The organism is Candidatus Electronema sp. PJ, assembly GCF_048287395.1.
GTDB lineage: Bacteria > Desulfobacterota > Desulfobulbia > Desulfobulbales > Desulfobulbaceae > Electronema.
Genome location: NZ_JBLWEO010000082.1, coordinates 84509 through 105489 on the forward strand (window position 1 = coordinate 84509; position 20981 = coordinate 105489).

Sequence of the window (20981 nt, forward strand, 5' to 3'; positions counted from 1 at the left end):
ATTAAAAAGGTACTGCGCACCATTGACTTCCCTGGCTCGCTCGCATACCATATAGTTAAGCCACAAATCCTCCTTTGACCGTTCCCCCTGTTCTAGCCAAGCAGGGGGAATTTTTTATCACGAGGCATTTGCGGTTTCTGCAAAAAACATTCTCTGATATCCTGCCCGGACATCAGATCGGTTTATTAACAACAGGAGGTTATCATGCTAGAGGTAACAATCTCTGCGGTCGAGAATCTGAAGTCATATCTCGCGCAGAACAACATTGACTCGGCTGTCCGCATCGCGCTGATGCAGGGCGGTTGAGCAGGCCCTTCATTGGGATTGGCTCTGGATGAGCCAAAGGACAACGACAAGACCTTTGAGGAAGACGGCGTGCAGTTTTTGGTCGAACAAAGCCTGCTGACCACCTGCGGAGCAATTAAGGTGGACTTTATGGATGCAGGTTATCGCTCTGGTTTCTCTGTCACCTCCGCCAAGCCGCTTGGTGGTAAAGGCGGTGGATGCAGTTCTGGCTCGTGCAGCACTGGTGGCTGCGGCCATTGATTGAGAAAGCAATAGCGGTTGTTCTATGCAAGCCTCTGCTCTTAGGGCAGGGGCTTTTTGTTTTCTGCTGCCGAGAAAAAGACGAGAAATGGTCGCTTACAATGGGCCGCAAAATTGCCTTACAAGAGTCTGTTCATAATTTTTGGATCGTGTATATTGGCAGAGAGGAAAAAACGACAGCACTGCTGGAAAGTATCTAGCGCATCATCGAGGCGTATGTATCAGTTCATTGCGGAAGTCCTACTACCATGCACACCTTTTTCCTAAAAATCAGAACCGACCGCATCAGTCTCTTCCGCTTCCTCCTCGAAGGGTATGACGGCCTGGCTGTCCTCTCCACCGTTGATGTTCAGCAGGGATTGGTCAGACTCATCGTGCCGAAATCCAGATATACAGAACTGTGGCAGCTGCTGGCAGCGATATGCGATGAGTTGACCCAGAAAAGCACAAAGGCACTTGGCCTGCCTGCGCAGGAACATGATTGAACAAGCCAGAGAGTTCTCCTGCTGAACTGCTGATTTTGAGATAAAAAGTCCATGCGTATTATCATCACTGGCGGCGGCACCGGTGGCCACCTTTTTCCCGGCATCGCCTTGGCCGCCGCATTGCGGCGGCGGTTTCCTAGCTGCGAGATTATGTTCATTGGCACGCAGCGGCAGCTCGACCGCGACGCACTGGCCGGACTGAATTTCCAGCAGAAGGCCATTAGCTGCATGGGCCTCAAAGGTATGGGCTTGGCGCACCGACTGCGAAGCCTGGCCAGCCTACCCAAGGCCGTGTTAGAGGCGGCCCGCCTGATTCGGCAGTTTCAGCCTGTGCTGGTCTTTGGTGTGGGCGGCTATGTTACCGGGCCAGTGCTGCTCGCAGCCAAGCTGCTCGGCATTCCGGCCTGCATCCACGAGCAGAATGCCATCCCTGGTCTCGCCAACCGCCTGACCGCCCGTTTTGTCAACAAGGTTTTCGTCTCTATTCCTGGGGATTATCCTTTTCCGCTACAGAAAACCGTGGTCTCTGGCAATCCGGTGCGGGAAGAAATTCTCGCTGCTGCGGAAAAAAAGCAGAGCCAGCAGGAAAGCAACCAGCCTTTCACCCTGTTGGTCATGGGTGGCAGTCTCGGTGCGCATCGAATCAATGTATTGATGATCGAGGCAGCGGTCATCATCAAGGAAAAACTGAACCGACCCTTCCGGCTAATTCACCAGACCGGGGTAGCTGATGCCGAGCAGGTGCGGGCAGACTATGCTGCCGCAGGTGTTAAAGAAGCCGAAGTTTTTCCTTTCATCAAAGACATGGCAGCAATTTACGCTCAAGCAGATTTGGCCGTAGCGCGGGCCGGGGCAACCTCGCTGGCCGAGCTGGCGGTCATGGGTTTGCCTGCCATTCTCATCCCCTATCCCCACGCAGCAGATGATCATCAAGCGGCCAACGCAAGCTATTATGTTGCAGGCGGTGGCGCGCTGATGTATAGGGAAGCAGGACTAACTGCCGCGCAGCTGGCCTCGGTAGTTGTGGAGTTGGCGGAAGACAGCAGCAAGCGGGCGCAGCTCGGTGCGAAGATGCGGCGCATGGCTGTCCCGGACGCAGCGGAGCGGATTCTCGCTGACTGCATGGCATTGATGGAAAAGAACCCATAGGAACAGGTCGCTGTGCCTGCCCTTTCTTGACAGCAAGATTTCATGTACAAAAAGAACAAGCACATTCATTTCGTCGGCATTGGCGGCATCGGCATGTCTGGCATCGCCGAGTTGTTGCTCTATCTCGGCTGTAAAGTCAGCGGTTCCGACCTGCGCGGCTCAGATATCACCCGCCGCCTCCAGCTTATCGGCGGTATTATCCACCAAGGTCATCAGGCAGACTGGGTCGAGGGCGCGGACGTGGTGGTGGTCTCCTCAGCAGTGGCGGCAGATAACCCTGAAGTGCAGGCTGCCCGCGAGCAGCAGATTCCGGTGATTCAGCGGGCCGAGATGCTAGCCGAGCTAATGCGCCTGAAAAAGTATGGCATCGCCATTGCAGGCAGTCATGGCAAGACTTCGACCTCCTCGCTGACCGCAGCCGTGCTGCACGAGGCAGGTCTTGACCCGACTGTGGCCGTTGGCGGCAAAGTGGACTGCTTTGGCGGCAGTAACGCGCACCTTGGCGAGGGAGAATTCCTTGTGGCTGAGGCGGACGAGAGCGATGGCTCCTTCCTCAAGCTCTCGCCAGTGATTGAGGTCGTGACCAACATTGATCTGGAGCACGTTGATTACTACCGCGATCTCGACCACATCAAAGAGACCTTTCTCGAATTCATCAGCCGCATTCCTTTTTACGGCGCGGTGGTGCTCTGCTTGGACGATGCCAACATTGCCAGCCTGCTGCCGCGCATTCAACGGCGTAAAATCACCTATGGACTCACTGAGCAGGCGGATTTGCACGCTGCCAAGATCGAGCGCAAGGGCCTGAGCAGCGAGTTCTCCGTCTATTTCCGGGGCAAAGAGCTGGGCCGGGTGCGGCGCAATTCACCAGGTCGGCATGTGATTCTCAACTCGCTTGCCGCCATCGCCGTGGCATTGGAGCTGGAGATTGAATTTCCGGTTATCGCCCATGCCTTGGAGAAATTCGAGGGTGTGCAGCGGCGGCTGCAAATCAAGGGCGAGAAACAGGGCATTCTCGTGGTCGATGACTACGGTCATCATCCAACCGAAATCCGCGCCACGCTCGATGCCATCCGTGACGGCTGGCCTGATCGCCGTTTGGTGGTGGTTTTTCAGCCGCACCGCTACACCCGCACCAAGGGCTTGTTCAATGAATTCGCCACGGCCTTCTATCGGGCCGATGTGCTCATCTTAACCGACATTTACGCGGCCAGCGAACAGCCCATCGAGGGCGTGAGCAGCGCGTCTTTGCTGGAGGCAATCAAGCGGCACGGCCAGCGGCAGGCGCATCATCACAGCAATCTGACCACGCTCTCGGCTGATCTCTGTGATTTCATTGAGCCGGGCGATCTGGTGCTGACTTTGGGCGCAGGCAATATCGTCCAGATCGGCGAGCAGCTCTTGGAGCTGCTGGAGCGAAAAGATCTCGCAAAGCCCTAACCAATCAGATTGCAGCAGAGAGCGAACCGGCTTCTTTTGTGGCGGTATTTTTTTCATCCCTCTGAATTATTGTTCCTTTCTTGCTCGCTGGCAAAGCAGTTCGGCTTGGCAAAAGAGGAGTTCTAGCGATTTGCAAAGGAGTTGTACTCGGCAGCAGAGGAGTTTTGTCGACTAGGAAAGGAGTTTTGCTCAACAGAAAAGGAGTCTGGCCGAGGAGCAAAGGAGTTTGAGTGGGCTGTAGAGGAGTTCTGCCGACTAGGAAAGGAGTTTTAATCGGCAAAACTCCTTTATTGCCGACTAGGAAAGCAGTTTGGCCAAGCCGAACTCCTTTCTTACCGAGTCAAACTCCTTGGCAAATGAGCAGTATTCTTCCCTGGCTTGTTGATTTATGCAGGAGATCTTATGAACGAGCAACAGCGCAGGCTGCTGGCAACAGCGGGTTTGGCTCAACTTCGCTTTGATGCGCCGATGGCCGAATACTGCACCTTGCGGGCAGGCGGCAACGCAGCGGCTTTGGTTGATGTCCAATCGACGGAAGAACTGCGCCGCCTGTTGGTATTACTCGCCGAAGAGGAAATTAAATTTTTCGTCATCGGGCGCGGCTCCAATCTCCTCGTGACCGATAGTGGGTATTCTGGTGTCATCATCCGCCTTAAAGGAGAATTCAACGCCTTTGCTGTGCAGGAACGCGGCCCGGATTTTACTGTCGTCAAGGCTGGGGCAGGCTGCGCCTTGGGCAAATTGGTTTCTTGGTGCAGCGGTCAAGGCTTGGCCGGGCTGGAATTTTTAGTCGGCATCCCTGGTTCTGTCGGTGGCGCAGTGCGGATGAACGCTGGTGCCTGGGGCAGTGAGGTCGGTGAGAGACTACTGGCCATAGAATTTGTTGACAAAGAGGGAAATATCCGGCACAGTTCGGCAGCGGAGTTGCGTCTGAGCTATCGCAACTTGGCCCTTGTGGAAGGAGAGATCGGCAAGACAGCCATCACGGCAGCTTGGTTTGGTCTGAATTATGATCAAGAAGAGAAAATCCGTAGCCGCTGTGCCGCTTATCTGGTACAGAGAAAAGGCAAGCAGCCAGCAGGTGCAGCTTCGGCAGGCTCGTTCTTCAAAAATCCACCTGGCGATTTCGCGGGCAGGCTGATTGAGGCAGCTGGTCTCAAAGGCGCGAGCTGCGGCAGGGCGATGATCTCGCCGGTTCATGCCAACTTCCTTGTCAACACCGGCGGCGCGACAGCGACCGACATCCTCGCCCTAGCCGAACAGGCGCGGGCTGAGGTTTTCGCCCGCTTCGGCATCTGGCTGGAGCCGGAAGTGCAGATCATTCAGGAGGCGAATGCGTAGTGGCAAAATCGCAAAGCCCGCTGCTTGGCTCGAACCGGCGGCGGTACCGGCGGCACCGACCAGGGCATTCCAGCACCTTTCGTAATTTCCGGGCAACAATTGCTGGTTCCAAATGGTCTGTACCGCCAGTCAACAATGGCCCGTATCGAAAGGATAGCACAGAACGCGGCAGTGCGCGGGAATATTTGTCCAGGTCAGCACTACTTGCTGGGTTATTGGCAGTGCTGCTCGGCGTGACTGCCTTGCGCGGCTATCAGGTGCTGGAAAACTCAGGGGCGTTCCGAGTGCGACAGATTACGGTGCAGGGCTGCCGAACGGTGCGCGAAGAGCAGCTGCTGGCCCTGGCCGAAATCCGGCAGGGTGCGCCGTTGCTTGGCTTTAATTTATCTGAGGCAAAGCAGCGCATCCGGCAGCATCCGTGGATCGACCGGGTCAACATTCAGCGATCCTGGCCGGATACCCTTCTGATTAAGGTTCAGGAGCGGCGACCTCTGGCCCTGATCAATTTAGAGGGCGGGCAGGGACTGCATTATGTAGATCAGAACGGCATTGTCTTTGCTCCGGTCGAGGCAGGCCAAGATTTGGATTTTCCCGTGATCACCGGTATCAGCTTGCCTAGAATACCGCCCGGCTTTAGCCTGCGCGAGGGCGCAGCAGCGGACGCAGTGCAGTTTCTCCAACTGACTGCCCAGGGTAATCCTATCCTGCCGATGCAGGCTCTTTCTGAGGTACGAGTGAGCAGGGAGCAGGGAATTATTGCCTATCTTGCCGAACGGCCCTTTCCTATTTATATAGGATGTGGTAATATCAAACCCAGATATTATCAGCTCGTCAGGCTGCTCGAGCGGTTGTATCGCAAAGAGAAGATTGATCATATCAGAGAAATTCGCATGGATTACCAGCTTGGCCGCATTCTGGTGGCCAGCTTGGAGCCATAGGCGGAGTGCGAAATGGAAGAGCTGGAGATAAAAGAGGCGGTACCTGAGGTAACCGAAGCGGTCACGCCAGTGGTCCGGGAAACCGGTTCTGGCGAGTTGGTCGCTGGGCTGGATATCGGTACGACCAAGATTTGCGCGGTGATCGGGGAAGTCTTTCCAGACGGCTGCCTGAACATCATCGGCGTAGGTACAGCTGCTTCTTCAGGCATGAAGAAGGGCGTGGTGGTCAATATTGAATCCACAGTCCGAGCGATCCGGCAGGCCATTGATAGTGCCTCAGACATGGCCGGCTGTGACATCGAAACCGTCTATGTGGGCATTGCCGGCACCCATGTCAAGGGCTTCAACTCGCCTGGCATTATCGCCATCAACAACCAGCAGATCCGCCAGCGCGAGATCGACGCAGTTATTCAGGCTGCGCAGACCGTCAAAGTTTCTGACAACCAGCAAATCATCCATGTCCTGCCCCAGGAATACATGGTTGACGACCACACCGGCATTCAGAATCCGATGGGCATGACTGGGGTGCGGCTGGCCACTAATGTTCATATCGTTACTGCTGACATCACCTCGTTGCATAATCTGATCACCAGCTGCAACCGGGCCGGGCTAAATGTAGCTGAAGTGGTGCTGGAGTCTGTAGCCTCTTCCAAGGCCGTGCTTACCCCAGATGAGATGGAATTGGGCGTGGCTCTGCTCGATATTGGCGGCGGTACTACTGACTTGGCCGTGTTTTGTAACGGCACGATCAAATATACCTGGGAGCTGGCCCTTGGTGGTAATAACCTGACCAATGATCTCTCGGTTGGCCTGCGCACGCCGCTCCAGGAAGCTGAATTGCTCAAGTACCGCTATGGCGGCGCACTTTCTTCTCTCATCAAGGAAAACCACATCATCGAAGTGCCGACCGTGGGTGATCGCAAGGCCCGCAAGGTTTCTCAGCGGGTGCTGGTGGAAATCCTGGAGGCCCGGATTGAAGAAATTTTGCAGGTGGTGAACAAGAAGCTGTGCGGTTCCGGTTACCGGAATCGGATTAACGCGGGCATGGTCATCACTGGCGGTACAGCTCTGCTGGCCAACATTGTCGAGCTGGCCGAGCAGGTCTTTGACATGCCAGTACGAATTAGCTGCCCGCAAGGCGTAGGCGGCAGGGTGGAGGATATTGAATCCCCGCGTTGTACTACCGCAGTCGGACTGGTGCTGTACGGCAGCACCGCCCGTAGTATCCAGCTGCCGGAAAGCAGCAGCGTGATCAGTAGAGTGAAAAATTTTTTGAAAAATATCATTTAAAGCATTGAGCGGCGGACTGCGCAGCTGTACAATGGATCGGGCTGATGTAGGCGAAAATGCTTAAAGAGGGAAGTATGTCATACAGAATGGCGGAAGAAAAGGCAGTGGCGACAATCAAGGTGATTGGAGTCGGCGGCGGCGGTGGCAATGCCATCAATACGATGGTCGAACATCGACTGGCCGGGGTGCAATTTATTGTTGCCAACACCGACATGCAGGCACTGGAGAAGTCCAGGGCGGATATCCGCATCCAGCTCGGGCCGACTGTGACCAAAGGCATGGGGGCTGGGGCTGAACCTGAAGTTGGGCGGAAGGCCGCTGAGGAAAGCCTGGAAGATTTGAGTAATGCCATTGCCGATGCTGACATGGTGTTTGTTACTGCCGGGTTGGGCGGTGGCACAGGCACCGGGGCGGCACCAGTGATTGCTAAACTGAGCAAGGAAAAAGGTGCGCTGACCGTCGCGGTGGTCACAAAGCCTTTTTACTTTGAAGCCAAGAAGCGGATGCGCAATGCTGAGGCTGGCTGGGAAGAGCTGAAGAAGAACGCCGACACCATCATCACGGTGCCGAATGACCGACTCCTTGGTCTGATGCAGAAGAACTCCACTTTGGTGGAGATGATGAAGATGGTTGACGATGTGCTCCTCCAGGCTGTCAAGGGAATCACGGACCTGATCAACCTGCCCGGTCACATCAACGTTGATTTTGCCGACCTGAAAACGGTGATGAAGGAAGTCGGCCCAGCGATCATGGGTTCTGGCTCTGCGTCTGGGGAAAACCGAGCTGCGGAGGCCGCCAAGCGGGCCATTGACAACCAACTGCTCGAAGACGTGGGCATTGATGGTGCACTGGGTATCTTGATCAACATCTCGGCCACCAGCTCGATGACTATGAACGAGTTCATGGAGGCTTCGGCCTTGATTCAAGACAAGGCACACGAGGATGCTAACATCATCATTGGTGCGCTCTTTGACGAGAACATGGGCGATGAGCTGCGGGTAACGGTAATTGCCACAGGTATCTCTAAAAAAGAGGAATCGGACACCATCTCAGAGCTGGATGCAGTGGGACGGGCAGGCAGAAAGGGTGCTACTGCCAAGTTAGAGCAGGAGAAAATCCTCCAGGAGCCAGAGCGGCCCCTGGAACACCGCGCAGTCAGCTTTGCTCGCCCCAACCCAACCCCCAAGGGCATGATGCGGCCCATGCCTACGCCAGTCTTTGACGATCAGAACGATTTGGCAGAATGGGATGAACCGGCCTATATCCGCAAAAAGGCCAACTAAGCCGCTGTTCGCTGGCGCAACGATTTCCTTTTGCACGCCCTGCTCGCAGCAGAGACCGGCACTGTCCGCAAAAAGTGGAAGGGCCGCCTGGCGGCTGCTTTGCTGTATCCGCATACCTATGCCGTAGCTGTTTCTAACCTTGGTTTTCAGCTGGTGTACCGCTTGCTGAACCAAGTTGACCACCTTGTCTGCGAACGTTTTGTGTATCCGCAGGCTGAGGAGCAGGTGTTCCGCTCGCTGGAATCTGGTCGCCCCCTGTCTGATTTCCCCCTCGTCTTTGCTTCCATTAGTTTTGAACACGATTATCCCCGGCTCGCAGCAATGCTGGCTGCGGGCGGGATTGCGCCTTATGCGGCTGACCGCAGTAAGCTAGTTGCTGCTGGCAATCCGCTAGTCATTTTCGGCGGGGTAGGGGTGTTTATGAACCCGGAGCCGCTCGCCCTTTTTGCCGACCTGATGGTGATCGGTGAGGCAGAGGCAATCCTGCCGCAGCTGCTGGCAGAACTTGCTGAAACCAACGACCGCCACGCCCTGCTGCACCGCATTGGCGCAACGCTGCCTGGCTGCTATGTGCCGAGCGGTTACAAATTCACGTATGATGATGTAGGCCGGGTACGGGAGATTGTTGCCGCGCCGGGTTTGCCGCAGCGCGTCCGCCGCGCCGTGTTGCAGACCAGCAACCAGGCTGCGCATTCTGAATTACTCTCGCCAGACGCTGAACTCGGCATGTATATGACCGAGCTAGGCCGGGGCTGTAGCCGAGGCTGTCGTTTCTGCGCCGCCGGCTTCATCTATCGCCCACCTCGGCTCTGGGATGCCGAGGCGGTCTTAGCTGGTTTGGCGGCGCGGCCTAATGGCGTTGATCGGGCTGGCTTGCTCGGCATGGAAATGGCTGACGCAGACACCCTGGATCAGATCGCGGCCTTTCTGAGTGCCAGCAACTGCTCGCTCTCTTTTTCTTCCTTGCGCGCTGACCGGATTTCCCCGCGCCTTCTTGAGTTGCTTGCCCACTCCAAGCTGAAATCAGCAGCTATCGCCCCGGATGGCTGCTCGCAACGCCTGCGCCAGGTCATTAACAAGGGGTTAGCAGAAGAAGATCTGCTGCGGGCAGCTGGCGCGTTGATTGAAGCTGGGATTTTTACCCTCAAGCTGTATGTGATGATCGGTTTGCCCACAGAAACCCAGGACGATTTGGCTGAATTGGCCGACTTGGTGCGCAAGGTGCGGGACTGCATCCTGCCGATAGGCAGAAAAAAAGGGCGGGTCTGTGAAATCGTCTTGTCGGTCAACAGTTTTGTACCCAAACCGTGGACTCCTTTTCAATATCTCTCGTTCGGCGGCTTAGATGCAGACGCAGCAGGGCGCGATCAGAGTGAAAAAACCGCCTTGCTGCATCTGAGCAACAGCATTAAGTATCTCAAAATCGCGCTGGCAGGCATAGACAACGTGCAGTTTAAGGCAGATCGGCCTGAAACCGTGTTGCCGCAGGCGGTGTTTGCCCGGGCAGACCGCCGGATTGCCCCAGTCCTGCTGGCAATGGGCAGCGGCAAGGCCTCGTTGAAGCAGGCCATGAAGGCGCAGGGTTTGACGGCCTGGCAGTATGCAGTCAGACCAAGAGCAACGGATGAGCTGTTCTGCTGGGAGGTGCTGGATCAGGGGATCAAGAAGGAGTATCTCCAGCGCGAGCTAGAAAAGGCCTTGCGGGCAGAAGCAACTGCGCCCTGCGAGACCGCGCACTGCCGCCGCTGCGGGGTTTGCGGCAGCTGAGACGGGGAAAAATCATAGTGCAGCGGTGAAAAATGGTCGTGCAGCGAGGAAAAATCATTCTGCAACGGTGAAAAATGACAATGCAGCAGTGAAAAGTCATAATGCAGCGGAGCAAAATCGTTCTGCAAGGGGGAAAAATGACCGTGCAGCGGGTAAAAGTCATCCTACAGAGCTGCACAGACGTTTTTCCCTCCTGCACACTGACTTCAGGGCACCGTTAAGAGGCTTCTCGCACCATTTTGTTGATCTTGGTATAGTCTGTCTTGCCACTGCCAAGCAGCGGAATGGCTTCTACCCGCAGCACCGCGCGGATATTATGCAGCGGCGACAGGCCAGCGGCCCGAATCACTTGGTTGACCTCTTGCCGGTCAATAACCAAGGTCGTCATCAGCACCAATTCAGGGTGCTGTTCCTCACCAGCAACCGCCACAGCCAGCACTGGCCCGTCTCCAGCTGGATAATGGGTCTCCAAAACCTGCTCAATAGCCGGTAGAGAAATCATTTCCCCGCCCAGTTTGACAAAACGCTTCAGCCGTCCAGCAAAAAATAGCACCCCATTCTGTTCATAAACCAGATCGCCGGTATCATACCAAGACTCACCCCTAAATTGGACAAACGGCGACTTAGCTTCCCCAAGATAACCGGCAAAGACATTCGGCCCGCGCACCAGCAAGCGGCCATTTTTGCCCGGTTCTACCGGCTGGCCGGTTTCTACATTGAGAAGAACATACTGCATGGACGGCAGAACCTTGCCAATTGAGCCTGGCCAAGGATCAGCAAGCGCATTATTGATCGACACCATCGGCGAACACTCAGTAACCCCATATCCTTCGCAGATGACGGCCCGTGGACACTTCTCGCGCAGGGCCGTAAAGACATGCTCTGGGCACTTTTCCGCGCCAGAGCCAATCAGCCGCAAGGATTGCAGCAATTCTGGCTTACCAGCCCGCAGCATTCCCTGTAAAAAGGTCGGCGTAGTAATTAAGGTCGTGGCCTCGTAGGCCCCGGTCATGCGCGCTAACATTGCGCCTTCCGTCGGATTGGGCCAATAGACCGTGCGCAGGCCAGAACAGAGCGGCAGAATCACGGTGCCAGCCAACCCCAGCGAATGAAAGATCGGCAGGATGCCTAAGAGCCGGTCATTTGAGGTCAAGGACAGCACCTGGGCAAAGTCGCGGAGATTGGATAAGAAATTGCTGTGCGTCAGCGGCACTGCTTTGGGTCGCGCCTCAGAACCAGAGGTAAACAGAATAGCGGCGTTGTTGGCAATCTTGGCTTCGCGGAGCTGCTGCCAGGAAAAATAGCTTTTCAGCAAGGCACTGAGCTTGCGTTTCGGGGTGATATTCGCGGCCATTTCCTCTAAATAAAGCCACTGCACGCCTACTTGCTCTAAATCGATGCCTTGGCCAGTCAGCTTACTGGTCAACGCCTTGGCCGTGATCACCTGACTTGCGCCAACTACGTTGAGCGAGTGCTGCATATTGGCGACACCGCTCGTCCAGTTGACCATTACTGGCTCCTTGCCGCTGAACACGACGGTCAGCCAGGTGATAACCGCGCTCACTGAGCCTGGGAGCATGATTCCGACGCGCTTGCCAGGCAATTGTTCGATTTCTGGCAGCAGCGCGTAGATCGACATAATCAACTGCCGCCAGGTTTTATCGCCCCTGAGTTGATCAGACAGAATCACCTGATCAGGAGCTTGCTTTGCTTGCTGGAGAAACAGTTCCGCAATGGTTGCGCCTTCCGGGAAGATCAGGGGCCTTTGCTGCACAGTCTTGAACCATTGCGCGGAAACTGGTTTCAGCTCTACCCCAGCTAAGGTCGGCATGATTCCGCCTGCGGCCAGGATGCAATCCGCGACCGTCTTCAGGGCTTCGAGATTATCCGCTGCCACCCCAAATTCCTGCTGAAGCCATGCGCCAAACTCTGCCAGCACTAAGCTGTCTAAGCCAAGATCAGCGGCTAAACTATCCTGTTCATGAACTATGGCTGCCCCAGCCAGCTCTTGCAGTTTATCCAGAACCAGTTTGTGCGTGGACGCAGGGATTTTGGCTAGGTCTGTTTCGGCAAATTCTGGCTGCGCTTCATCGTGGTAGATCGGGCTGTAACCTTGCCACCAATAGAGCGGCACTTCGGTGTTCCGGTCAGGATGGCGATTGTAGAACTCCTCCAACCAGCGGTTCAGCTCCTTCTTTTCTGCCCGGCGCGGGAATTTATCTGGCTCGACCAGCTCAATTACCACCTTCCGCCGAGGCATGAAGAAGATCCCGTTGGCAAGCACAGCCAAGGTCAGCTTGCCCACATCCTTCAACAGCGCGGGAATGCCCCGCGCCCGGCTGTAATGACTACCCCACAGGCCGCGAACGCGCAGCAAGACGATGCGCACTTCTGGCACCGCATGAATAATTGAGACCGCACCGCTGTTGCCGCCAATCACCTCAAGCTGGCCTCGGCTAATCCGGCCTGAGGGATAAAGAAGGACGTTGTCACCTCGCTTCAAGGAGGCAATGATTTCCTCCAAGCCTGCATAAACCTGCTCCTTGACCTGTTGGCCACTGGTATTCAGGTCAGGGATGCGGATCACCCGCATTTCGTCCATCAACCAGCGAAACAGAGGATGGGACGTTTGGTCGGCATCGGCCAGCGGGCGCGGGGCATAGCGGTTATAAAGCAGGCTCATGATGATCACCGGATCAATCAAGGCCTGATGATTGGGCAGGAAGAGAATCGGGCGATGATCGTCGCGGCTCTTCTGCTTGATGGCAGCCATACCCTCCACGCGGATGCGGTAACGGAGACGAAGTAAGAGGGCAAAGAGGAGATTAAGCAGGATCTTCATTGTATGTCCTCAAGGAAAAGTGGGAACAGAGTGGTTGATCTCCGTCAGCACAGTCTTCTAGCACACCGTCCTGACACAGTTTCTCTGGCGCAATGTCAATCGCGCCTTCGCACCAGGTAGGAACGCCGTGATCAAGCTGAACAGCGGCAAAAACGCTGGCCTCTTGGAGTGGGGCTGTCCACCTCAATGATTCTGCTCCAGCTCCTGGGCCATCCGCATTCCTTGCGCCACATCGACATAGAAGAGCAGCCCGGCTCCGATGATGAACAGCGCAATCAGGGACAGGATGCCCGTGCGCGGGTCGCCTGAGATCACACCCACCCAGCCCATCAGCAGCGGGCCGATGACGGCGGCGAACTTGCCGAGCATGTTGTAGAAGCCGAAGAACTCTGCGGCCTTGTTCTGCGGGATGATACGGGTGTAGAGGGAGCGACTGAGGGATTGCACACCGCCCTGTACTAGGCCGATGCCCACAGCGAGGATGTAGAATTCGCTCTGCTGCCGCATGAAGTAGGCCCAGAACGTGATCAGGATGTACACCCCTATGCCGATCAGGATGCCAGTCTTCGCGCCCAGCCGCTCACCGAGCTTGCCAAAGGCGATGGCCGCTGGAAAGCCAACAAACTGAGTGATCAGCAGCGCAGTCATCAAACCGGTCGGCTTCAAGCCTATGGCCATGCCGTAATCCACTGCCATGCGGACAATGGTGTCCAGAGCATCGATGTACAGCCAGTAGCCTGCGAGGAACAGCAGCACCTCCTTCAGCTTGCGGATCTCTGCAAAGGAGCGGGCCAGCTGCCTGAAGCCATCCGTGACCATGCCCAAGCCGGGCCGCTCTTGCTGGCCTTGAGCTTCATCCACAAAGAGCAGTACCGGCAGCGAGAAGACCGCCCACCAGAGAGCGACGACCACATATGACCAGCGCACCGCCTCTGCCGCGTCGGTGAGGCCGAAGAGCTGCGGCTGCTGTGTCATGAAGATGTTGAAGGCGAAGAGGATGCCACCGCCCAGATAGCCGAAGGCAAAGCCCAAAGCGGAGACGAGATCTACCTTCCTTGGCCCGGCCACATCAACCAAAAGCGCGTCGTAGAAGATGTTACCACCAGAGAAGCCGATTGTCGCGAGCACATAGAGGCAGGCGGCCAACTGCCAGTCGCCCTTGCTGACCAGATACAGCGCGGCGGTCATCACAATACCAAGGAAGGAGAAGAAGAACAGGAAGCGTTTCTTCGCGCTGCCCCGATCGGCGATGGCCCCCAGCACTGGAGCGGCAACCACGATAAGCAGGCTGGAAATGGAGTTGGCTGCGCCTAGCCGGAAGGTGCTCTCCACGGCAGAGCTACCTGCGCTCCAGTATTGCTTGAAGAAGACCGGAAAGAAACCGGCCATCACCGTGGTCGCAAAGGCGGAGTTGGCCCAGTCATACAAGGCCCAGGAGATGACCTTCTTGCGGTCGTAATCAGGCTTGTTGTCCATGTCTGTCACCGGTAGGGAGAACGTGGGTTGGTGTTGATGAGCGGATGGCATCAGGCAGCACAGTGGTCTCCATGCTCACAGTCCTGCCTGCTTGCAGGCCTTTTCTAAGATCATGTTCTTGTTGCCTTGGAGTTTCTCGATCAGCCGGGCACGCTTGCACTCCCACTTATCAACCGGATCCAGCTTGTTCCATGCTTCGAAGAGTTTGATGTTCTTCTCCGCAATCACACCGCGCCCGTAAGCCGCTTCCATGTACATATATGTTCTGGCTATGTCACCGAACTTATCATCGGGCGGCTCGGCCTTCTGATCCTCGATCTCCATGTTACAGGCCCCGTACTCGCGCTTCTCTCCCTCAAGCATCCCGAAGCTGTAGTTACTCCGATCGCCATTGACCTCGCCAATTGCCGGTACGAGGTTGTACATATCTGCTTCCATCAGCTCAAACTGCGGACTGGCCTTGGCCGCGCATTTCCGTCCCTTGTAGGCCTTGCCCTTGCTATCGACACAGTCAGGATGCCCATCGCGCCATTCAGGGAAACTCTGGCCAAAGGACTCTGCGGCCACGATATGCTCCCATTCGATACGATTAGCCCTGGCTTCATTCTTACGGAAATGAAAACCGCTCTTGCTATGATCGAGCTTGAAGTCCTCATCAAAGGTACTGCCGCAATAGAAGGTGGTGAAGTGCTGGGCAGAGATATACATCTTCTCCAGCAGGTTTTTGGCTTTATCAAAGGACGTGATTTGGGTATTCCCCTCAGTCCTGGGCAGGTCAACAGCTTTATCTGTAGGCGTAGTTTTGCTCTTACTCGGTTTAGGCGCACCCTTGTCTTCAGGATACAAGAGAGAGCGCAGCGATGCTGGAATGTGCTCCCGGAGTAAAGCTGGCGCACTGCCAGTGAAGACCAAGAAGCCCGCCGCAGCAGCTATGACGAGCACGGTAACGAGTTTCTTCAACGGAGGGGCGTTCTTCTTCCGGGCGGCCATAATAGGGTTTCTCCTAGTAGATACGGTTAGGCGTTAATGATCGCACCTGGCGATCACGCTGATAATCTGCCCTTCTCATTCCAGGGCGAACACAGGGGTTCGCCCCTACGAGATGGACAACCTGGCGCAGGGTAAGGGAATCATTGTATGATGGCCCAGCTCTACTCGGCATAAGAAGCGTTCGGCTTGGCTCAACTTCTTTCCTGTTAAATCCCAATCCATATTGAGGCCAATCATCTAACAGTACTGTTGCCAATCAACTAACAGTACTGTTGCCAACCAACAGTACATACTGTTGCCAATCAACTAACAGTACTGTTGCCAACCAACAGTACATACTGTTGCCAACCCTCAATCAGTATTGAGACCAACCCCTGATACATACTGAGACTGAACCCTAATGTATATTGCGGGAAAGTCAATACCTCCATGAGGTACTCGGCCCAACTCCTTTATCAGCGAGTAAGAAACAAGTACGCTGCCGCAGCAGCGGATAAGAGAATACTACTCGATCTGTCCTGGGCTTGCAAAGGGCGCATCTGCTTTTTAGCCTGCATTCTCGCCTTAGTTACCTTGCTCCACCCATACCGAAACCCTGTCTCGCTGACCACGGCTATCCACCAGGACGATCTCATGTAAGCCTGGCCCTGGTGGAGCGCATGAGGCAATGGCATTCTGCTGCTCACGGCCTAGAGGCTGACCATTGATCAGCCAATGAAAGGGTGGAGTACCGCCATAGGCTTTGAGGACAAGGACAGGATTACTGCCTAGATCAAGACTGCTGCTATCGACAGGGAAATAGATGCGGGGCTTTGCCTGCTGACCTGGCTCTGCCGAGCGGGTGAAGTACTGGAGATGCGGTGGTAACTGGCTGTGACTCAGCCGCCTTACGCCAGCGGGCGGGCCTTCTGTACTCTCTCCTGCTGGCGCAGGTAAGGCAGCAAAGGCTTGGAGCAGCACAGGCACAGCCAGCTCTGCACCAGTGGTGCGCTTACCGTAACCACCATCAGGCCGCCCTACCCAAACGCCGACAGTATGCTGTCGAGTATAGCCTAAGGCCCACGCATCCCGGAAGCCATAGGAGGTGCCAGTCTTATAGCGGATGCCACTTCTACTCACTGCTGTGGAGCCAGCGGTTAAGGGCATGGCCCGGAGGATATCATCGACTTGCCAGGCTGCGGCTGAAGAGAGGAGCTTGTTCGCGCTAGAGGGAGAGCTGCTCGGCTGAAAGGAAATCGGGCGGCACTGTCCTCTATCAGCCAGAGCAGCATAGAGGGTGAGCAGATCGCGCAGATTGACGGCGGTGCCGCCCAAGGCTAAGGATAACCCTTGCTCTTCTGGATTACGGCCCATGAAGATCCCAACATAGGCAAAGCGAGTCAGCAGCTGCTGTGGGCCAACCCGCTCCAATACCTGGACCGCAGGCAGGTTCAACGACCGTTGCAGGGCCTCGCGTACCGAGACCCAACCGTGGTGGGTGCGGTCAAAGTTATCTGGGCCATAACTCCCAAACCGCTCTGGGCGGTCGAGGATCAGGGTTTCAGGGTGAAGGATACCCTGCTCAAAGGCCAAGCCATAGATAAAGGGCTTGAGTGCCGAGCCTGGAGACCGTCGGGCCTTAGTAAGATCGAGGCTACTGATCCTGTAATCGCCTGAACCGACATGGGCTACTACCTGGCGGCTGCGGTTATCAACCGCCAGCAGGGCCAATGTTCTTTTGCCCTCTTCACGTAACCGCTGCTGGGCTTGGGTCGCAATAGCTTCCAGCTTCTCCTGGAGTGGGCGATCTAGGGAGGTGATAATCAGCTTCTGCTCAGGGTCGGCAGCATGGAGCTGACGGCTGAGATGTGGGGCAAGGAATGGCCTGGAGTACCGTTTGTTGGGAACCGGCTGTAACCGTGCTAGGGCTGCTTGTTCCGCACTCAGCAGGCCGTTCTCAACCAGGCGGGCCAGCACTCGGTTCCGAGCTAGGACTGCCTGCGCAGTATGACGATCAGGCCGCCGCCTTTCTGGTGACTGAGGCAGGCTGATCAGCAATGCCGCCTCAGAAGGCGTGAGTTGCGCCGGGCCTTTCTGAAAATAGAAGCGGCAGGCAGCCTCAATCCCTTCAATATTCCCGCCATAAGGAGCTAAGGTGAGATAGGTTTCGAGGATCTCCTGCTTACTCAGATACCATTCCAAGCGCAGGGCTTGGGCCATTTCCACCAGCTTACCAACAACAGTGCGAGGATGCGGCTGAAGCAAACGCGCGGTCTGCATCGTAATGGTTGAGGCACCAGAGACAATCTTGCCCTGGCCAAGCAACTGTACCAAGGCGCGGCCCAGGGCTAAAGGATCAACGCCATGATGCGACCAGAAGCGCCGGTCTTCGCAAGCTAGGAGGAGACGGATGAACTCATGGTCTATGCGCTCAAGCTGGGCAGGCAATCGCCAGTAGCTGCCCTTGCTGGTGGTGAAGAGATGGAGTAGCCTACCCTGGCGGTCAAGCACTTGGGTTGAACAGGGGACTGGCAACTTGTCTGCCAGCGAGGGGATAAGCAGGAAGAACAGCGCACCGCATCCCATACTGACCGCAGCAGCGATCAGGATTGCAAGGCTCTTGAGCTTCATGCAGAGGTGCTCTTCGGGTATCCTTTACTCCAGCCTATGCACGAGACTAGTACTGGTTCACCCACTGCGCAACCAAGAAACTTGGCTGCACTACCCTGGTTCACGGCCAGTTCCAAATACCCTGCACTGTCAATCAAGGCCAGCAGACAACCCGGATCAGCTTCCGCATAAATTCGGCCCAGGCTTACCTTCTGGTCTCGGATACCCACCGTAACATTACCTGAGTGAACAAGCCATTCCACATCTGCCCGGGTAATATTGGTCTGGAGATTACCGAAGTGATCAATCTGGACAACCTGTCCCTTAATATGACTTGCTGTAAAGGTTGGTCTGGGCAAAGGTAACTGGAGACAAGAAGCCATCTCCATTTGTCGTCCGATATCCTTATAAGGAAAGCCGCCTGCCAAGGCCGCAGCCGCAGGGGCCATAATATCCCTACCATGAAAGGTTGGACTAATGTTCTGAGCAAAGAGGGACGGATTTCCCAGCAGGCGAACGCTCTTAATTACCTGCTCTCTGAGGAGCAGTGAGAGTATACCGTTGTCCGGGGCAATAAACAGCTGCGCGTCAGAGCGGGCAGCCAACAGTCGTCTCTGACTGCCCACCCCTGGATCGACAATGGTCAGATGAATGCTACCAGGGGGGAAGTAGGAATAACTGGCATGAAGGGTCCGGGCAGCAGCGAGAATATCTTGGACTGGCAGACTATGACAGAGGTCAAGGATCCGTACCGTTGGATTTCGGCAGAGCATAGCACCCTTAAGCTGGCCGACATAGGGATCGTCCAGGCCGAAATCAGTAAGCAGGGTGACGAGGTTATTGGCTTGGAACACAGTGATCTCAGTTGGGGCCATTCCATCTAACAATAAAGTCCATCTCCCGCAGCCGTGCTAAATCCTCCTCAATCTGCGACCCAGTGGTGGTCAGATAGTCACCGACTATGGCCCCGTTCGCCCCAGCAGCAAAGCAGCGGTATTGATTACTCCCAAATTGCTGACGGCCACCAGCAATGCGAATCACCGCTGTGGGATGCAGGAAGCGGAACAGGGCTATGGTAGTTAATACTTCCTCAAGAGGCAGGGGTGTTAGGTGCCCTAAAGGTGTCCCTGGTAACGGCGTAAGGATATTAATGGGAATGGAACCAACGATGCCGAGCTGTCGCAGTTCTAAGGCCAGATCAATCCGATCTTCCATAGTCTCACCCATGCCAATAATACCACCAGAGCAGACAGACAGACCTGCTGCTGCGGCGACCTTAAGGGTGGCGACCTTTTCCTGCCAGGTATGGGTAGTGCAAACCTCTGGAAAGCGGCGGGCATTGGTTTCCAGGTTGCAGTGGTAACGGCTTACGTTCATCGCCTTCAGTTGCTCGGCGTGCTTCTGCTCCAGCAACCCCATGGAGGCACAGAGTTGCATAGTGGTTTCTCGCTGGATTTCACTATAAAGGGCACTGAACTGATTCAAGGCCCGCGTATCAACAGCACGACCACTGGTCACGAGCGAGATCCGATGTACGCCATGCGCTTCATTACTCCGAGCAATACGCATAGCCTCCTCGTAGTCGATCATGCTGTACTCTGGTACGTTAGCTGTAGCATGGTGAGCTGACTGGGCACAGAAACGGCAATCCTCAGTGCAGCCGCCACTGCGCGCGTTGATGATCGAACAGAGGTGGAAATGATCCCCGAGAAAGCGTCGGCGTAGGCGGTCAGCCGCAGACCAAAGCTTAGGCTGATCAGGGTAGCGGGCAAGCAGCAAGGCGGTTTCCCGGCTGAGTACCGTGCCCTCAGTGATCATACTGAAGGTATCTCTGAGCAAATCGGCCATAATCTATCCTCCACGAGGTGGCATATTTGATCCTTGGCAGGGGAGAGGAGAAAAGCTAGGTGAAAGGTATTCTAATCCCTTTCCTAAAGGAAGTACAATCCCTCTGGGAAAGGAATGCGCATTCAGTTGGTAGAGCTACATAGGAACATGTTCTGGCGGAAGATGCGGGCGAAGCTCTCGCCGATCACCACATTGATGCCGTTGACTTCCAAGGCCCAGACCGCGTGGCCGCCGAATTGCTTCAGCCCCTTTTCCCCTTGTTCTGTCAGAAAACGCAGAGTACCATAGTGCCTTCTGTTTTTGCACCATAAATTCAGAAGGAGGAGGAGTCATGAACCAGTTCAACAGCAAGGGCGGTGATCAGAACATTGCGCAGGGTGATCACTCCATCGGTCAGCAGAACAACTACTACAACAGCCTGCCGCCTGCGCCGCCTCCCATCCCCCACTTTCCCCCTTCCCTCGATACCTGCTTCCTTGGCCGCGACAGGGAGTGTGACTGGCTGCTTGATAAACTGTATCCCGGCAAGGTCGTTGCGGTATGCGGGCCGGGTGGCATGGGCAAGAGCGCGTTGGCGGCGCAGGCGGTGTCGCGGCTGGAGTCAGCCCGTTTCCCGGACGGCATCATCCTCCACAGATTCTACGAACATCCCAGAATAGAACAAGCCCTGCAACGCATTGCCAAGGCGTTCGGCATTGAGGCAAAGCCGAGCCTTGAGATTGCCGTGGAAGATGCCCTCGCAGGCAGGAAGGCGTTGCTTGAGCTATCTTCACTTTACCGGACACACCAATTACCCTGACAGGAACAGGAGGTGTGTTTATGGGCTATCGCAGGTACGATTCCGATTTCAAGCGAAAAGCCGTGCGCATGGTTGTTGAAGAGGGAGTTGGTATTCGCGAGGTTGAACGAAGCCTCAGCATCACCTTTGGAGTCTTGAAGGGCTGGGTGGAGAAGCACCGAGAGCATCAGGATGCCGCGTTTGCAGGGCGGCTTATTC

18 protein-coding genes and 1 pseudogene are annotated in these 20981 nt (G+C 55.7%); 12 read left to right on the plus strand and 7 right to left on the minus strand.

Annotation, left to right across the window (positions count from 1 at the left end; all coding sequences use genetic code 11):
* Positions 1–204: 204 nt before the first annotated feature.
* The 10 genes from ACNKIB_RS13405 (at position 205) to ACNKIB_RS13450 (ending at position 10239) form a co-directional block, all read left to right on the plus strand.
* Positions 205–546, plus strand: coding sequence for an IscA/HesB family protein (locus ACNKIB_RS13405; protein WP_417911075.1), 342 nt, complete (start codon positions 205–207; stop codon positions 544–546).
* Between the two features lie 248 nt (positions 547–794).
* Positions 795–1031, plus strand: a complete 237-nt coding sequence (locus ACNKIB_RS13410; protein ID WP_417911076.1) for a DUF4911 domain-containing protein — start codon at positions 795–797, stop codon at positions 1029–1031.
* A 51-nt stretch (positions 1032–1082) separates the two neighbouring features.
* Positions 1083–2180, plus strand: coding sequence for an undecaprenyldiphospho-muramoylpentapeptide beta-N-acetylglucosaminyltransferase (murG, locus tag ACNKIB_RS13415; protein WP_417911077.1), 1098 nt, complete (start codon positions 1083–1085; stop codon positions 2178–2180).
* Positions 2181–2222: 42 nt separating this feature from the next.
* Positions 2223–3620 carry a UDP-N-acetylmuramate--L-alanine ligase gene (gene murC, locus ACNKIB_RS13420; RefSeq protein WP_417911078.1) on the plus strand — a complete coding sequence of 466 codons (1398 nt, stop codon included), beginning with the start codon at positions 2223–2225 and terminating at the stop codon, positions 3618–3620.
* Positions 3621–3761: 141 nt separating this feature from the next.
* A complete protein-coding gene (locus ACNKIB_RS13425; protein ID WP_417911079.1) occupies positions 3762–3893 on the plus strand; it encodes a hypothetical protein in 132 nt (43 codons plus the stop codon).
* A gap of 129 nt (positions 3894–4022) precedes the next feature.
* On the plus strand, positions 4023–4961 hold the full coding sequence (gene murB, locus ACNKIB_RS13430) for a UDP-N-acetylmuramate dehydrogenase (protein WP_417911080.1): 939 nt from the start codon (positions 4023–4025) through the stop codon (positions 4959–4961).
* Positions 4961–5899, plus strand: a complete 939-nt coding sequence (locus tag ACNKIB_RS13435; protein ID WP_417911081.1) for a cell division protein FtsQ/DivIB — start codon at positions 4961–4963, stop codon at positions 5897–5899. Before murB ends, ACNKIB_RS13435 begins: the two co-directional genes overlap by 1 nt.
* A 12-nt stretch (positions 5900–5911) precedes the next feature.
* Entirely contained in the window at positions 5912–7189 is a 1278-nt protein-coding gene (ftsA, locus tag ACNKIB_RS13440) for a cell division protein FtsA (RefSeq protein ID WP_417911082.1), read from the plus strand.
* Between the two features lie 74 nt (positions 7190–7263).
* Positions 7264–8472, plus strand: coding sequence for a cell division protein FtsZ (ftsZ, locus tag ACNKIB_RS13445; RefSeq protein ID WP_417911083.1), 1209 nt, complete (start codon positions 7264–7266; stop codon positions 8470–8472).
* Positions 8473–8502: 30 nt separating this feature from the next.
* Entirely contained in the window at positions 8503–10239 is a 1737-nt protein-coding gene (locus tag ACNKIB_RS13450; RefSeq protein WP_417911084.1) for a radical SAM protein, read from the plus strand.
* A gap of 217 nt (positions 10240–10456) precedes the next feature.
* Here the strand turns inward: ACNKIB_RS13450 and ACNKIB_RS13455 are convergent, their stop codons facing one another.
* The 7 genes and pseudogenes from ACNKIB_RS13455 to ACNKIB_RS13485 form a co-directional block, all read right to left on the minus strand.
* A complete protein-coding gene (locus ACNKIB_RS13455) occupies positions 10457–13081 on the minus strand; it encodes an AMP-binding protein (protein WP_417911085.1) in 2625 nt (874 codons plus the stop codon).
* A 183-nt stretch (positions 13082–13264) separates the two neighbouring features.
* The gene (locus ACNKIB_RS13460; protein ID WP_417911086.1) at positions 13265–14557 is read right to left on the minus strand and encodes an MFS transporter; all 1293 of its coding nucleotides are present in this window, start codon (positions 14555–14557) and stop codon (positions 13265–13267) included.
* A 75-nt stretch (positions 14558–14632) separates the two neighbouring features.
* Complete coding sequence (locus ACNKIB_RS13465) at positions 14633–15547, minus strand: endonuclease (protein ID WP_417911087.1); 915 nt, start codon at positions 15545–15547, stop codon at positions 14633–14635.
* A 564-nt stretch (positions 15548–16111) separates the two neighbouring features.
* Positions 16112–18157, minus strand: coding sequence for a penicillin-binding protein 1C (gene pbpC, locus ACNKIB_RS13470; protein ID WP_417911088.1), 2046 nt, complete (start codon positions 18155–18157; stop codon positions 16112–16114).
* Positions 18154–19011, minus strand: coding sequence for an SAM hydrolase/SAM-dependent halogenase family protein (locus tag ACNKIB_RS13475; protein ID WP_417911089.1), 858 nt, complete (start codon positions 19009–19011; stop codon positions 18154–18156). Before ACNKIB_RS13475 ends, pbpC begins: the two co-directional genes overlap by 4 nt.
* Positions 18998–19984, minus strand: coding sequence for a biotin synthase BioB (gene bioB, locus ACNKIB_RS13480; protein WP_417911090.1), 987 nt, complete (start codon positions 19982–19984; stop codon positions 18998–19000). Before bioB ends, ACNKIB_RS13475 begins: the two co-directional genes overlap by 14 nt.
* A gap of 137 nt (positions 19985–20121) precedes the next feature.
* A pseudogene (locus tag ACNKIB_RS13485) lies at positions 20122–20211 on the minus strand (3-isopropylmalate dehydratase small subunit); the annotation flags it as partial.
* Between the two features lie 104 nt (positions 20212–20315).
* On the opposite strand from ACNKIB_RS13485, the gene ACNKIB_RS13490 reads away from it, so the two are divergent.
* Both ACNKIB_RS13490 and ACNKIB_RS13495 read left to right on the plus strand, forming a co-directional pair.
* On the plus strand, positions 20316–20783 hold the full coding sequence (locus tag ACNKIB_RS13490; RefSeq protein WP_417911091.1) for a hypothetical protein: 468 nt from the start codon (positions 20316–20318) through the stop codon (positions 20781–20783).
* Between the two features lie 20 nt (positions 20784–20803).
* Positions 20804–20981, plus strand: a 178-nt coding sequence (locus ACNKIB_RS13495; protein WP_417911092.1) for a transposase, incomplete at its 3' end; no start/stop codon positions are given.

What these genes read in the sequence shown, in the direction of transcription:
- murG (WP_417911077.1), top strand. Translation starts at nt 1,083, where the DNA reads ATGCGTATTATCATCACTGGCGGCGGCACCGGTGGCCACCTTTTTCCC.
- ACNKIB_RS13410 (WP_417911076.1), top strand. Translation starts at nt 795, where the DNA reads ATGCACACCTTTTTCCTAAAAATCAGAACCGACCGCATCAGTCTCTTC.
- ftsA (WP_417911082.1), top strand. Translation starts at nt 5,912, where the DNA reads ATGGAAGAGCTGGAGATAAAAGAGGCGGTACCTGAGGTAACCGAAGCG.
- murC (WP_417911078.1), top strand. Translation starts at nt 2,223, where the DNA reads ATGTACAAAAAGAACAAGCACATTCATTTCGTCGGCATTGGCGGCATC.
- ACNKIB_RS13460 (WP_417911086.1), bottom strand. Translation starts at nt 14,557, where the DNA reads ATGGACAACAAGCCTGATTACGACCGCAAGAAGGTCATCTCCTGGGCC.
- bioB (WP_417911090.1), bottom strand. Translation starts at nt 19,984, where the DNA reads ATGGCCGATTTGCTCAGAGATACCTTCAGTATGATCACTGAGGGCACG.
- pbpC (WP_417911088.1), bottom strand. Translation starts at nt 18,157, where the DNA reads ATGAAGCTCAAGAGCCTTGCAATCCTGATCGCTGCTGCGGTCAGTATG.
- ACNKIB_RS13490 (WP_417911091.1), top strand. Translation starts at nt 20,316, where the DNA reads ATGAACCAGTTCAACAGCAAGGGCGGTGATCAGAACATTGCGCAGGGT.
- ACNKIB_RS13455 (WP_417911085.1), bottom strand. Translation starts at nt 13,081, where the DNA reads ATGAAGATCCTGCTTAATCTCCTCTTTGCCCTCTTACTTCGTCTCCGT.
- ftsZ (WP_417911083.1), top strand. Translation starts at nt 7,264, where the DNA reads ATGTCATACAGAATGGCGGAAGAAAAGGCAGTGGCGACAATCAAGGTG.
- ACNKIB_RS13465 (WP_417911087.1), bottom strand. Translation starts at nt 15,547, where the DNA reads ATGGCCGCCCGGAAGAAGAACGCCCCTCCGTTGAAGAAACTCGTTACC.
- ACNKIB_RS13475 (WP_417911089.1), bottom strand. Translation starts at nt 19,011, where the DNA reads ATGGCCCCAACTGAGATCACTGTGTTCCAAGCCAATAACCTCGTCACC.
- murB (WP_417911080.1), top strand. Translation starts at nt 4,023, where the DNA reads ATGAACGAGCAACAGCGCAGGCTGCTGGCAACAGCGGGTTTGGCTCAA.